The following is a 12,269-nucleotide window of genomic DNA, read 5'->3' as shown; positions in this document are numbered from 1 at the left end:
TCGCCGACGCTGATGTCGAGGGCCTCGGCGACGGTGGTGCTGGCGCGCAGCAGATCGGCGTCGAGGATCTCGGAGCTGACGTCGAGGCCGTGCGCCCGCAGCTGCGGGATGATCCCCTCCATGCAGGTCAGTTCGACGACCGGGGGGGGAGGGAGCGGATGAAGGTGCCGCCGGTGCGGCCGCGGCGGCGTTCGATGAGGCCCTCCATCTGGAGGATGTCCAGTGCGTGACGGATGGTCATGCGGGCGACGCCGAACTCCTTCACGAGTTCACGCTCGGTGGGCAGTCTGTCCCCGTCGCTCAGGTCATGCCGCTCGATGCGACCGCGCAGGTCATCGGCGATGGCAAGGTACGCCGGGGGTCGGCGGGACGGGGAACTCACCACTCCAGAATAGCCACATCCATAGAAAACACCGCATAAGCAGTGCTGACAGCGCTTATCCCTTCTCCCTATCGGAACATTCACCTTTCCCTACATGCCCGTTTGCGCTGCTCACCCCCACCCCCTGCATGAAATTCCGGCGCATGTGCTGAACGCCGGTCAAGGGCGGTACATCCCCACCCCGCCCGAACGGGGGCGGGGCAGTTGTTCCGGGACGTTCCCAGTGTGTCCCACATCACGTACACTGCCCTTAGTTATCCGCCATTCACTGAATTTCCTCTCCAGGAGCACGCCGTGTCCCCCTCCCCCACCATCGCCGTCGTCGGACTGGGTCCCCGCGGGATCTCCGTCGTCGAGCGCCTCGCGGCCCAGCTGCCGCCCGGCACCCGCCTCACCCTCCACCTCATCGACGACGCCCAGCACGGCGCCGGCCGCGTCTGGGACACGGAGCAGTCCCGCACCATGTGCATGAACACCCTCTCCGGGGCGGCGACCCTGTTCACCGAGCCGGGATCCTCCGTCGAGGCCCCCGTCGTCGAGGGCCCGACCCTCCACGAGTGGATCCGCCACCTGCGCGGCGAGGAGATCGAGGGACCCCGGGCCCGGCTGCTCGCGGAGCATCCCCCGCAGCCGGAGGTCGCCGCCGCCTTCGCGGAGGAGGCCGCCGTCACCCGCCCGGACTCGCACCCGACGCGGGCCCTCTACGGCGCCTACCTGCGCTGGGTCTTCGACGTCGCGCTGGCCCTCCTGCCGGAGTCGGTCACCGTCCTGCGTCACGACGCCCGCCTGGTCGACCTCCGCGCCACCGGCCCCGACGCCGACCTGCTCACCCTCTCCGACGGCACCACCCTCACCGCCGACGCCACCGTCCTGGCACTCGGCTGGCAGACCCCGGGTCTCACCGCCGCGGAGCAGGAACTGGCGGATTCCGGCCACACCTGGCTGCGCCCCGGCAACCCCGTCGACCAGGGCGTGCACCGTGTGCCCGGGTCCGGCACCGTGCTGGTCCGCGGCCTGGGCATGGGCTTCTTCGACACCATGGCGCTGCTCACCATCGACCGCGGCGGACGCTTCATCGAGGACCCGGACACCCGCTCCGGCCTGCGCTACGAACCCTCCGGCCGCGAACCGCACCTTGTGGTCACCTCCTTCCGCGGCTACCCCTACCTGCCGAAGCCCGTCTTCGGCGGACTCGGCCCCCGCACCCCGCGCCGCCACCTGAAGAAGGCCATGGCCGAACTCCGCGGTGCCGACCGGATCTGCTTCGACACCCAGGTCTGGCCCTCCGTCGTCGCCGACACCTACGAGGCCTACTACCGCACCCTCGCGCGCGTGCGCCCGGAGTCCGTCACCCTGCCCGCCGACGACTTCGCCGCCGCCCTGGAGGAGCTCCTCCTGGCGGGCGGGATCACGGGGGACCTGGGGGGTGTCGACAAGCTCATGGAGCAGCACACCTCCGAGCCCTTCACCCTGCGCACCTACACCGAACCCCTCGCCGGGTTCCGGGGCACGCGCGCCGAACTCACCGCACACCTCGGGGAGCGGATGGCAGCCGACATCCGCGATGCGCTCGACGGCGCCGACAGCCCCGTCAAGGCCGCGCTGTGGTCGATCAACGCCTCCCGCAAACTCGTCTCCGTCCTCGGCGCGGAGGACCGCTACACCCGCGAATCAAGCGACGGCCTCTACGCCACCATGGTCAGCCTCGGGCAGATGGTCGGCTCCGGGCCGCCGCTGTTCCGCAGCCGCCAGCTGCTCGCCCTCGTCGACGCCGGCCTCGTCTCCTTCCTCGGCGCCGCCCCGCAGATCCGGGTCGGGGCGGAGGGCTTCACGGCGACGTCCGCGAGCGTGACAGACCAGGTCCACGCGGGCGTGCTCATCGACGCCTGGATGTACAACCCCGACGTCCGCCGCCCCGCCGACCCCCTGCTCATCGCGCTTCTCGACGCCCACCGCGCCCGCCCCTACGCCCTCACCGCCGCCGACGGCACCCCCGCCCCCGGCCCCTCCCCCGAGGTCCACCCGGAGTCCCGCCTGCTCATCGGCGTGGACGGGGAACCCGACCCGCGGGTCATGCTGCTCGGCATCCCGACGTGGGGGCAGATGCCGGACACGTTCATCTCGCCGATGCCCGGCACCGACCCCCTCCTGCTGCAGGAGACGGACAAGGCCTCCCGCACCGCGCTGCGCGTGGCGCTGGGTGCGCGGGTGCCGGCCTAGCGCCGGTCGCCCACCTCGATGCGCGGGCGCACCACCACCTCCGTGACCTGCGCGCTCGGGCCGGCGTCGACGACCATGCGGATCGCGCGGGCGATCTCGGCGGGCTCGATGAAGTGCTCCGCCCGGTACGGCTTGTCATCCTGCGCGTAGAGACCCTCGAGCATGGGGGTGTCGGTGGGGCCGGGCGCGACCGTCGTCACGCGGACCCCGGCGTTCGACTCCGCCTTCCGCAGACCGTCCGCCAGCGCGTAGAGCGCGTGCTTCGTGGCGGCGTAGACGATGTTGTCCCCGTAGGACCCGCGCCCGGCGCCCGAGTTGATGAACACCACCGTGCCCTGCGCGGCCCGCACCGCCGGCAGCAGCCGACGGGTGAGCTCGGCCGGCACGTGGACGTTGAGGTCCATCGCGTGACGCCAGTCCCCCACCCCGGCGGACTCGACGCTGAACTTCTCCGCGATCGCCGCCGCGTGCACCACCACGTCCACGCGGGTGAGCTCCGCGAGCCGCTGCACGGCGGAGGGCGCCTCGGTCGAGTCGAGGAGATCCACCACCAGGTCGGAGTTGACCGGGGTGACGTTGGCCAGCGCCCCGAGCTCCGCCAGGGCGGTGTCATCCCGCCCGAGGGCGTAGACATGATGGGTACGGGCGAGGTCCGCGACAATCTCACGGCCCATGCCACCCGTGGCTCCGGTAACGACGGCAATTGCTTCGGTCATACCATGGACTCTAGCCGGACTCCGCCCCCGGTTACGCTGTCCCGAGGAGGTACTCATGCTTGCAGTGGTGTTCGGCGTGCTGGTCGGACTGGTCATGCCCATCCAGACGTCCGCCAATTCCCGCCTCCGGCTCTCGGTCGGATCGCCGTTCCTGGCGTCACTGGTGTCATTCTCGGTGGGGTTCGCGGCGTTGCTCGTCACCGTCCTGCTCATCGACGGCCACCTGCCCCAACCCTCCCTCGCCGCCTCCCTGCCGGCGTGGATCTGGGCCGGCGGTGTCCTCGGTGTCGTGGTCCTGACGGGCAACATCTTCCTCTTCCCCCGCCTCGGCTCCGTGCAGACGGTGGTGCTGCCCATCGCCGGGCAGGTCATCATGGGCCTGCTCATCGACCATTTCGGGCTGTTCCACGCCCCCGTCCACAGCCTCGACGCCACCCGTCTGCTCGGGGCGCTCCTGCTGGTGCTGGGTGTGTTCGGCGCGATCGGCGCGGTCGACGTGCTGCTGCGGCCCGACCAGCGCCTCAGCACCGGCTCCAGCTCCGGGCTGAGTCTGTGGGCCTGGCGCATCGCCGGCGTGGTGTTCGGCATGTTCTCCGCCACCCAGACCGCCATCAACGGCCAGCTCGGCGTGGCCCTCGGCTCCGCGGTCGGCGCAGCCCTGGTGTCCTTCACCTTCGGGGTGGCCACGCTGCTGCTCATCGTGCTGGCCACCCGCGCCCCCTGGCGCCTGACGCTCCCGGAGGGGCACCGCCGCAACCCGTGGTGGATGTGGATCGGCGGCTTCCTCGGCGCGGCCTTCGTCTTCGGCAACGCCTACCTCTCCCCCGTCATCGGCACGGGTCTGACCGTCATGACGATCCTGCTCGGCATGATGGTCGGCAGCCTCCTCATCGACCACTTCGGGCTGCTGGGGGCGAAGAGAAAACCGACCACCCTGCTCCAGGCGGTGGGCCTGGCGCTCATGGTGGTCGGTGTGGCGGTGATCCGGCTGGTCTAGCCGCACAACAGCGGATTCACATGTTCGGAGGGAGACTCGTCCCGAACGTGTGCTGCCCCGGGACGGGCGGGTCCGAACGTCTCCTCCCGAACATGTGATTCCGGCGATCAGGCCTCGACAGCAGCCTCAGCGGCGGCGTCGGCGGCCGCGACGGCCTGGAGGGCGACGTCGATGTCCGCGATGAGGTCCTCGACGTCCTCGATGCCGATGGAGATGCGCACCAGGTCACGCGGGACCTCCAGCTGGGAGCCGGTGGCGGACTGGTGGGTCATGGTGGCCGGGTGCTCGACGAGCGACTCGACGCCGCCGAGGGACTCGGCCAGACAGATGAGCTTGGTGTTGAGACAGAAGACGCGGGCGGCCTCCTCGGAGTGGAAGCGCACGGAGATCATGCCGCCGAAGCGCTTCATCTGCTTCTTGGCCACCTCGTGACCCGGGTGGGACTCCAGGCCCGGGTAGAGGACGGTGGCGACCTGGTCGGAGGTCTCGAGGTGCGCGGCGATGGCCTCGGCGTTGTCGCAGTGGCGCTCCATGCGCACGGCCAGGGTCTTGATGCCGCGGGCGGTGAGGTAGGCGTCGAAGGGCGAGGGGATCGGGCCGACGCCGCCCTGGAACCAGAGCAGCTGCTCGTCGAACTCGGCGGAGTTGGTCACCACGAGGCCGCCGACGACGTCGGAGTGGCCGCCGAGGTACTTGGTGGCGGAGTGCAGGACGTGGTCGGCGCCGAGGGCCAGCGGCTGCTGGAGGTACGGGGACGCGAAGGTGTTGTCGACGACCAGGGCGGCGTCGCCCTTGATGGCGGCGATCGCGGCGATGTCGGTGATGGACAGCGCCGGGTTGGTCGGGGTCTCCAGCCAGATCAGCCTGGTGTTCGGCAGGAGGGCGGCTTCGACGGCGGCGACGTCGGTGGTGTCGACGACGGTGTACTCGACACCCCACTGGCCGAAGGCCTCGTCGATGAGGCGCCAGGTGCCGCCGTAGGCGTCGTGGCCGAGGATCATGTGGTCACCGGGGCGCAGGAGGATGCGCAGGATGACGTCGGTGGCGGCCATGCCGGAGGAGAACGCGCGGCCGTACTGTGCGCCTTCCAGGGCCGCGACGGTCTTTTCGAGGGCGTCGATCGTGGGGTTGCCGCAGCGGGTGTACTCGAAACCACCGCGCAGCACGTTGAGGCCGTCCTGCGCGAAGGTGGTCGACGCGTAGATCGGCGTGTTGATCGGGCCGTAGAGGCTGTCAGGCTCGTATCCGGCATGGATGGAACGAGACGAGAAACCAGAAAGTCCGTGGGTCATGTCGGCCACTATAGACCAAGCGGTTCACATTTCCTGTAACGCCCGGGAATTATATGCAGAGCGCGAACCAGCGGTCGTGGACCTTCTCCAGGGACACGGGCAGGTCGTAGAGGACGGAGAGGTTCTCCGAGGTCAGCGCCTCGTCGACGGGTCCGGAGGCCAGGACACGGCCGTCCTTGAGCAGCAGGACATCGCTTGTCGACGCCGCGATCTCCTCCACATGGTGCGTCACCAGCACCGTCGTCAGGTGGGGCTGCGCTGCGCGCAGCCGGTCGATCACACCGAGCAGTCTCTCCCGGCCGGGGAGGTCGAGGCCGGTGGTGGGTTCGTCGAGAAGCAGGAGGTCGGGCTGGATGATGAGGGCCCGGGCGATGAGTGTGCGGGCACGCTCGCCCTGGGAGAGCGCCGACCACCGCCGGTCACGTTTGGTGTCCATGCCCGTGAGTGCGAGGAGCTCCTCCAGGCGGGCGAGCTCGGTGTCATCCGGTTCCCACCGCGGGAGCAGGCCGTTGGAGGCGGTGAGGCCGGAGAGCACCAGCTCGGAGACGGGGTGGTCGCCGAGGCGCTGGCGCGGGTCGACCCAGCCGATGCGGCGCCGCAGACGCTGCAGCTCCACCCGGCCGAGGCGTTCGCCGAGGATGTCGACGGTCCCGGTCGACGGGTACCACCAGCCGCCGGAGAGCCGCAGGACCGTGGATTTGCCTGCACCGTTGGGTCCCAGGACCGCCCAGTGGGAACCGACGGGCACCTCCCACGTGATGTCGCGGATGAGGTGGGTGGAGCCGCGGCGGACGGTGGCGTCGAGAAGCGAGAGGGCGTGGGACATGACCGCCAGCCTAGACTGGTCACATGAGTTCCCTTTATGACGCGGTCGGCGGTGACGCCACCTTCTCCCGGATCGCCGCCGGGTTCTATGCGCAGGTGAAGACGGACGACATCCTCGGGCCCATGTACCCCGAGGACGACTGGGAGGGCGCCGAGAACCGCCTCAAGTGGTTCCTCGCGCAGTACTGGGGCGGGCCGACCACCTTCAACGAGCAGCGCGGCGCCCCCATGCTGCGCCGCCGCCACCACCAGTTCCCCGTGGACCGCGCCGCCGCGATCCGCTGGCTGGAGCTGATGAAGGTCTCACTCGACAGCATCGACGAGGAGACCATCCCCGCCGGTTACCGCCACCAGATCTGGGATCACATGGAGCGGGTGGCGGCGATGCTCATCAACCGAGAAGATCCGGGAACACCGCCCGCACAGGCTCACTGACCAGACGGCCGTCGCGGGTCATGATGCCCGGCTCCAGACCCGGGTGGTTGTCCACCGCACGGTCCACCCCGCCCGCCGCGATCGCGCGGACGTAGGGCAGGGTCGCCGAGGTGAGCGCGCGGGTCGAGGTGTTGGCCACCGCACCCGGCATGTTGGGCACGCAGTAGAAGCGGGTGCCGTGGACCTCGAAGGTCGGGTCCTCGTGCGAGGTCTTGCGGGAGGGCTCGAAGCAGCCGCCCTGGTCGATCGCGACGTCGACGAGCACCGCACCGTCCTTCATGCGGGAGACGAGGTCCTCGCTGACCAGCGTCGGGGCCTTCGCGCCGGCGACGAGGACGGCGCCGATGACGAGGTCGGCGTCGAGAAGCTCGGTGTCGATGGTCATCGGGTCGGACAGCAGGGTGCGGACGTTGCCCTGGTAGAGGTCGTCGAAACGCGCGAGCACCTGGGGGTCGAGGTCGAGGACCGTGACGCTGGCGCGCAGACCCTGCGCGATCGCGACGGCCGACGCACCGACCTGGCCACCGCCGAGGACGACGACCTTCGCCGGGGCGGTGCCGGGCACGCCGCCGAGCAGCACGCCGCGGCCCCCCTTCGAGCTCATGAGGTGGTGCGCACCCTCCTGCACCGCGAGACGGCCGGCCACCTGGGACATCGGGGTGAGCAGCGGGAGGCCGCCGCGGGCGTCGAGGACGGTCTCGTACGCGAGTGACAGGGTGCCGGCGTCCAAGAGCGCCTCCGTGCACTCCCGGGAGGACGCGAGGTGCAGGTAGGTGAACAGGATGAGGTCCTTGCGGAGGAAGCCGTACTCCTCCGGCAGCGGCTCCTTGACCTTGAGCACCATCTCGGCGCTCCAGGCCTCCTCCGCGGTGTCGACGAGGCGGGCGCCCGTCGCCGCATACTCCGCATCGGTGAACGAGGAGTTCTCGCCCGCCCCGGCCTGAACAACCACCTCATGGCCGTCGGCTACGAGGGTGCCTGCCCCGAGCGGGCTGAGGGCCACGCGGCCCTCCATGTTCATGATTTCCTTCGGGATTCCGATACGCATGACCACTGACTCTACTAGGCGCCCGTCAGGCGCTCGTCGGAACCGCCTGCTAAATGGTTGCTGTCGCACTCGTCAGGCGCTTTCCGACGCCCCGCCCTACCATGTCGGACGTGAAGAATTCGGCAGACAGAGACATCGGTGAGGTCATCCGCAGCTTCGGGCTCCTGGGTGTCACCGCCTTCGGCGGCCCGACGGCCCACCTGGGCTATTTCCGGGAGGAGTTCGTGGCACGGCGTCGGTGGCTGAGCGAACGCTCCTACACCGACATCGTCGCCGTGGCACAGTTCCTGCCCGGCCCGGCGTCCTCGCAGGTCGGCATGGCCCTGGGCTACCACCGGGCGGGCTGGCCGGGCATGCTCGCCGCCTGGGTGATGTTCACCGCCCCCTCCGCGCTCATCCTCGCGCTGTTCGGCCTGCTCCTGTCGACGACGGGCGTCGACGCCGAGCAGGGCTGGATCCGCGGCCTGCTCGCCGCGGCGGTCGCCGTCGTCTTCCACGCGGTGGCCGGCATGGCGAAGAACATGGCCGACACGCGCCTCACCGCCACGATCGCGGTCCTCGCGGGCCTCATCGTCCTGGCGGTGCCGGGCCCGTTCACCCACGTCGGCGTCATCCTCGTCGCCGGTCTGCTGGGCCTGGTGCTGCTGCGCGGCCGGGAGGATCCCCCGACGGAGGGCTCCGGCCTCGACGAGGTCCGGCCCGTCAGCGCGCGGGCGGCGGTCATCGCACTGGGGCTCTTCTTCGTGCTGCTGGCCGGCCTCATGCTCGGGGCCGGCGCGGTGGGCGGCTACCTGGTCACCCGCCTGGCGGCCTACTTCCAGGCCGGTTCCCTCGTGTTCGGTGGCGGCCACGTGGTGCTGCCGCTGCTCGAGCAGCTCACCGTCGCCGAGGGCTGGCTGGGCCAGTCGGAGTTCCTCGCCGGCTACTCCGCCGCGCAGGCCGTGCCGGGTCCGCTGTTCACCTTCGCGTCCTTCCTCGGGGCCGTCGACGGTGGCTGGGCCGGGGCGCTGCTGGCGACATTCGCCATCTTCCTGCCCTCCGCCCTGCTCATGACCGCGGGCCTGCACTTCTGGGGCCGCTGGCGCCACTCCCCCGCCCTGCGCACGGCCTTCACCGCCGTCAACGCGGCCGTCGTGGGCCTGCTCGGGGCGGCACTGTGGGACCCGGTGCTCACCCACGGCGTCACCGGGACCGCCTCCCTGACGATCGCGGCGCTGTGCTGGCTGGGCCTGGCGAAGTGGCAGCTCCCGCCGTGGTCGATCGCGCTGTTCGCGGCGCTCGCCGGCTGGGTGCTGCTCTAGAAGAGGGACAGCGTGCTGGAGCGGTAGACGGTGCCGAAGGGTGCATCGACACGCACCCAGCGCCCGACCTGCGACACGCGCAGATGACGGGGGATGTCGAGGGGCGCCGCGAAACCCGGGATGAGCCCCAGCGAGGTGCACGTGAAGATCGTGCGCATGGGGATCTCCGCGGTACCGGCCTCCCCGGTGACGGTCAGGACCGTCTGGTCCAGCAGGCTGGCCGGCGGGCCGAGCGGTCCCGAGAACTGCCGCGCGAGAGCCTGCCCCTTGTCCGCCAGGTCGCGGACAACGTCGACCGGGACCTCGTCGAGCAGCTGGAAACCGGTGGCCGGGGGCAGCGCGCCGGGCCAGTTCGGGTCGCGGGCCGGACCAATGGTGGAGGTGCCGGCCCGGAGGGCGTCGAGAAGCTCCACCGCGGAGACGACCGCGCCGTCCCGCGACGCCTCCCCCTGGATACGGCGGGAGGCGACGACCTGGAAGGGCGTGGTGACGAAGACGTCGACCCAGTCACCCAGCTGGCGGAAACGCACGGAGGCGGAGGCGTCGAGGTCGGTGGCCCGGCCGATGAGTGACTGCAGACCGGCCGCGCCGTCGAGGATCCGCAGGGACTCCTGCATCACTTGTCGGAGTCGCCGGCCTCGAGCTGGTCGAGATCCTCGGCGCGGGTGAGGATCTTCATCTCGAGTTCGGTGATGGAACGCGGGCGCTCGGTGTTGAGGTCGATGGCCACCTGGACGCACTCGACGATGCAGGCGATGCGGCCCTGCCGGTCCTTGATCTCCTGCCGGGTGGTGAAGGAGGTGTTGCCGATCTCGACGACCTGCGTCTCGATGACCAGCTCCGTGGTGTCCGGCAGGACCGGACGCAGGTAATCGACGTCCAGGTGGCGGACGAAGACGGCGAAGTCGTGGCCGCGGGCCGTGAACTCCTCATCCGCGAACTGCAGGCGCGCCTCCTGGGCGACCTCGATGTAGTTCGCGTTCATGATGTGACCGTAACGGTCAAAATCCGACCACCGCACGGGGACGGTGGTCACGTGGAGTGCAGTGTTCTGATCAGCGGTCATGCCGTACATGCGTGTGCTGTCCCTCTTCCGGTCATCGCGGGTCCAACTGCCTGGGACCTGCGGGGTGTGCTCCGTCCAATCTATACGACTGTCCGGGTTCCGACACTTGTGGCCTTTATTGCCCCGCAACTATATGAACACAAGGTTAATTCCGATAGAATTTCCGGTTATGAATACAGAGGGACGCACCCGCCTCGACCGCCGCCTCTTCCCCGACGGAGAGGAACCGGACCCGCAGTTCACCCTGTCCAACGAACGCACCTTCCTCGCGTGGACCCGCACATCCCTGGCCTTCCTCGCCGGCGGCATCGCCCTCGGAGCCTTCCCCGTCGAGGCCGTCTCCGCGGACGTCCGCGCCGCCCTGTCCGCGTTCGTCATCCTCATCGGCATGTCCATCGCCGTCGGAGCCGCCTTCCGCTGGATCCGCATCCAGCGCGCCATGCGCCGCGACCACCCCCTGCCCGCCGCCTCCCCCCTGCTGCTGGTCAGCGCCGCCGTGGTCATCGCCTCCGCGGTGGCCCTCTGGCTATTCATACTCTGATGTCCGACCTGCAGAAGAACGGGGACGGCCCCGGCAGCGGCAACTCCTTCCCCGAGCGCAGCAACCTCGCCTGGACCCGCACCGCCATCGAACTGGCCCTGGTGTCCATGCTGCTGCTCAAGTGGACCACCTCCTACGGGATCTGGGTGTTCCTCCTCATCGGGGCCCTGCTCCTGCTCTGCCTCGGCATCACCCTCACCCAGTCGCGGCGCTACCGGGACACCCTCGAAGGCGTCAACCGGGACGCCGCACCTGTGAAGACAACCTCGGTGCTCATCGTCACCGCCACACTCGTGCTCCTCGGACTCGGGGGCGTCGCCCTCGTGCTCATCCCCCTGCCCGGCGGCGTGGAACCGACGACCGACGTCAGCGTCCTGTCCGCGGGGTGAAGTCCCGCAGGTACCGGATCGCCTCGTCCACCAGGACGGACACCTTCATCCCCTCGGGAATGCACGCCACCGCAACGTTCTCCGGCATCGGGTCGAGCACAGGGACGGACACCAGACGCTCCCCGTCGAGCGACAGGCGGTCGAGCCCGAAACTGAACTGGAGCGCGATCGCCAGCCCACTGCCGACGATGCCGTTGACCGTCTCCACGTTGCGGGACTTCCACCGGACGTTGTCGGCGAGCCCGTAGCTGGCGAGCACATCCGTCATGAGCTGGTGCGCCGGGTTGAGGGCGAGGAGCACGAAATTCTCCCCGGCCACGTCCGCGAAACGGATGCCGTCCCGGCCCGCGAGGCGGTGGTGCTCCGCCACCAGCACGAAGGGCCGGACCACCCGGATGGGGAACACCTGCAGTCCGGCCCCACCCCCCGGCAGCTGATTGCGGTTGGCCAGGAACATGTCGATCTCCCCCTGGTCCAGACTGCGGCGCAACAGGTCGATGTCGCCCTCGACGTAGTCGACCTGCACCTCGGGGGCCGTCGCCGCGAAATGCTTGAGCAGGGAGGGCACCGCCCAGGTGGACAGGGAGGCGAACACGCCGATGCGCAGGCGTCGGGCGCGGCGCTCCGATTCAGCGTCGATGACCAGGGGCAGCTGCGCCACCTCGCGCAGCACGATGCGCGCCCGCTCGACCACCGCCTCCCCGGCGGGCGTGAGCGTGACGCCCTTGGCCCGGCGCCGGCGGGTCAGTTGGGCCCCCAGGGCACGGTCCAGATCCGTGAGCGCCTGGCCGACCGCCACGGGGGAGACGAGGCACCGGACGGCTGCATCGGCGATGGTGCCGGAGTCCGCCACGGCGACAAGGTACTCGAGCTGCCTGAGGGTCACTGCATACATAAGTTCAACTTAGTTTAATCGACAGAAAGAACAAGTTTTCCTTTCCTAGCGGGGGGAATGGGGTGATCCATATCTCTTTCGCCCGACTTCCGGTCCGGCGCCACAGTCACTCATCCCACCACTGGAGGAACCTTGAGCAAGCCACACGTCATCACCCTCGGC

14 protein-coding genes are annotated in these 12,269 nt (G+C 69.8%); 6 read left to right on the top strand and 8 right to left on the bottom strand.

The genetic code is table 11. The annotated features are described in order from the left end of the window. Positions 1-127 precede the first annotated feature (127 nt). On the bottom strand, positions 128-382 hold the full coding sequence (locus tag GXZ33_RS04765; protein ID WP_291339741.1) for a GntR family transcriptional regulator: 255 nt from the start codon (positions 380-382) through the stop codon (positions 128-130). A gap of 294 nt (positions 383-676) precedes the next feature. Here GXZ33_RS04765 and GXZ33_RS04760 point away from each other — a divergent pair, with 294 nt between their 5' ends. Then, positions 677-2,602 carry an FAD/NAD(P)-binding protein gene (locus GXZ33_RS04760; RefSeq protein WP_291339740.1) on the top strand — a complete coding sequence of 642 codons (1,926 nt, stop codon included), beginning with the start codon at positions 677-679 and terminating at the stop codon, positions 2,600-2,602. Here GXZ33_RS04760 and GXZ33_RS04755 read toward each other — a convergent pair. Next, positions 2,599-3,318, bottom strand: a complete 720-nt coding sequence (locus GXZ33_RS04755) for an SDR family oxidoreductase (protein ID WP_291339739.1) — start codon at positions 3,316-3,318, stop codon at positions 2,599-2,601. The genes GXZ33_RS04760 and GXZ33_RS04755 overlap by 4 nt on opposite strands. Before the next feature lie 55 nt (positions 3,319-3,373). Here GXZ33_RS04755 and GXZ33_RS04750 point away from each other — a divergent pair, with 55 nt between their 5' ends. Next, a complete protein-coding gene (locus GXZ33_RS04750; RefSeq protein ID WP_291339738.1) occupies positions 3,374-4,315 on the top strand; it encodes a DMT family transporter in 942 nt (313 codons plus the stop codon). Positions 4,316-4,422: 107 nt separating this feature from the next. Here the strand turns inward: GXZ33_RS04750 and GXZ33_RS04745 are convergent, their stop codons facing one another. Next, entirely contained in the window at positions 4,423-5,607 is a 1,185-nt protein-coding gene (locus GXZ33_RS04745) for a cystathionine gamma-synthase (protein WP_291339737.1), read from the bottom strand. A 49-nt stretch (positions 5,608-5,656) separates the two neighbouring features. Beyond that, entirely contained in the window at positions 5,657-6,433 is a 777-nt protein-coding gene (locus GXZ33_RS04740) for an ATP-binding cassette domain-containing protein (RefSeq protein WP_291339736.1), read from the bottom strand. A 23-nt stretch (positions 6,434-6,456) separates the two neighbouring features. Here GXZ33_RS04740 and GXZ33_RS04735 point away from each other — a divergent pair, with 23 nt between their 5' ends. Next, on the top strand, positions 6,457-6,867 hold the full coding sequence (locus GXZ33_RS04735) for a globin (protein ID WP_291339735.1): 411 nt from the start codon (positions 6,457-6,459) through the stop codon (positions 6,865-6,867). Here GXZ33_RS04735 and ald read toward each other — a convergent pair. Continuing rightward, the gene (gene ald, locus GXZ33_RS04730) at positions 6,824-7,915 is read right to left on the bottom strand and encodes an alanine dehydrogenase (RefSeq protein ID WP_291339734.1); all 1,092 of its coding nucleotides are present in this window, start codon (positions 7,913-7,915) and stop codon (positions 6,824-6,826) included. The two genes, GXZ33_RS04735 and ald, sit on opposite strands and share 44 nt — an antisense overlap. Positions 7,916-8,025: 110 nt before the next feature. Here ald and chrA point away from each other — a divergent pair, with 110 nt between their 5' ends. After that, positions 8,026-9,216, top strand: coding sequence for a chromate efflux transporter (chrA, locus tag GXZ33_RS04725; protein WP_291339733.1), 1,191 nt, complete (start codon positions 8,026-8,028; stop codon positions 9,214-9,216). On the opposite strand, the gene GXZ33_RS04720 is transcribed toward chrA, so the two are convergent. Next, positions 9,213-9,836 (bottom strand): hypothetical protein, encoded by a 624-nt coding sequence (locus GXZ33_RS04720; RefSeq protein ID WP_291339732.1) that lies wholly within the window; start codon positions 9,834-9,836, stop codon positions 9,213-9,215. The two genes, chrA and GXZ33_RS04720, sit on opposite strands and share 4 nt — an antisense overlap. Next, positions 9,833-10,282 (bottom strand): thioesterase family protein, encoded by a 450-nt coding sequence (locus tag GXZ33_RS04715; RefSeq protein WP_291339731.1) that lies wholly within the window; start codon positions 10,280-10,282, stop codon positions 9,833-9,835. The genes GXZ33_RS04720 and GXZ33_RS04715 overlap by 4 nt, the downstream gene beginning before the upstream one ends. Before the next feature lie 169 nt (positions 10,283-10,451). Here GXZ33_RS04715 and GXZ33_RS04710 point away from each other — a divergent pair, with 169 nt between their 5' ends. Both GXZ33_RS04710 and GXZ33_RS04705 read left to right on the top strand, forming a co-directional pair. Further along, positions 10,452-10,823, top strand: a complete 372-nt coding sequence (locus tag GXZ33_RS04710) for a DUF202 domain-containing protein (protein ID WP_291339730.1) — start codon at positions 10,452-10,454, stop codon at positions 10,821-10,823. Further along, on the top strand, positions 10,823-11,212 hold the full coding sequence (locus tag GXZ33_RS04705; protein ID WP_291339729.1) for a DUF202 domain-containing protein: 390 nt from the start codon (positions 10,823-10,825) through the stop codon (positions 11,210-11,212). Before GXZ33_RS04710 ends, GXZ33_RS04705 begins: the two co-directional genes overlap by 1 nt. On the opposite strand, the gene GXZ33_RS04700 is transcribed toward GXZ33_RS04705, so the two are convergent. Continuing rightward, positions 11,190-12,098 (bottom strand): LysR substrate-binding domain-containing protein, encoded by a 909-nt coding sequence (locus tag GXZ33_RS04700; RefSeq protein ID WP_291339728.1) that lies wholly within the window; start codon positions 12,096-12,098, stop codon positions 11,190-11,192. The two genes, GXZ33_RS04705 and GXZ33_RS04700, sit on opposite strands and share 23 nt — an antisense overlap. Positions 12,099-12,269 lie beyond the last annotated feature (171 nt).

It is taken from the genome of Corynebacterium sp., assembly GCF_012838985.1.
Lineage (GTDB): Bacteria > Actinomycetota > Actinomycetes > Mycobacteriales > Mycobacteriaceae > Corynebacterium.
The sequence above is the reverse complement of the archived record's forward strand: the minus strand, read 5'-3'. Positions and strand labels throughout refer to the sequence as shown.

Excerpts from the sequence above, each read along its gene's own strand:
- GXZ33_RS04715 (WP_291339731.1), bottom strand. The coding sequence starts at position 10,282 with ATGACCGCTGATCAGAACACTGCACTCCACGTGACCACCGTCCCCGTG.
- GXZ33_RS04755 (WP_291339739.1), bottom strand. The coding sequence starts at position 3,318 with ATGACCGAAGCAATTGCCGTCGTTACCGGAGCCACGGGTGGCATGGGC.
- GXZ33_RS04740 (WP_291339736.1), bottom strand. The coding sequence starts at position 6,433 with ATGTCCCACGCCCTCTCGCTTCTCGACGCCACCGTCCGCCGCGGCTCC.
- GXZ33_RS04750 (WP_291339738.1), top strand. The coding sequence starts at position 3,374 with ATGCTTGCAGTGGTGTTCGGCGTGCTGGTCGGACTGGTCATGCCCATC.
- ald (WP_291339734.1), bottom strand. The coding sequence starts at position 7,915 with ATGCGTATCGGAATCCCGAAGGAAATCATGAACATGGAGGGCCGCGTG.
- GXZ33_RS04705 (WP_291339729.1), top strand. The coding sequence starts at position 10,823 with ATGTCCGACCTGCAGAAGAACGGGGACGGCCCCGGCAGCGGCAACTCC.
- GXZ33_RS04710 (WP_291339730.1), top strand. The coding sequence starts at position 10,452 with ATGAATACAGAGGGACGCACCCGCCTCGACCGCCGCCTCTTCCCCGAC.
- GXZ33_RS04735 (WP_291339735.1), top strand. The coding sequence starts at position 6,457 with ATGAGTTCCCTTTATGACGCGGTCGGCGGTGACGCCACCTTCTCCCGG.
- GXZ33_RS04745 (WP_291339737.1), bottom strand. The coding sequence starts at position 5,607 with ATGACCCACGGACTTTCTGGTTTCTCGTCTCGTTCCATCCATGCCGGA.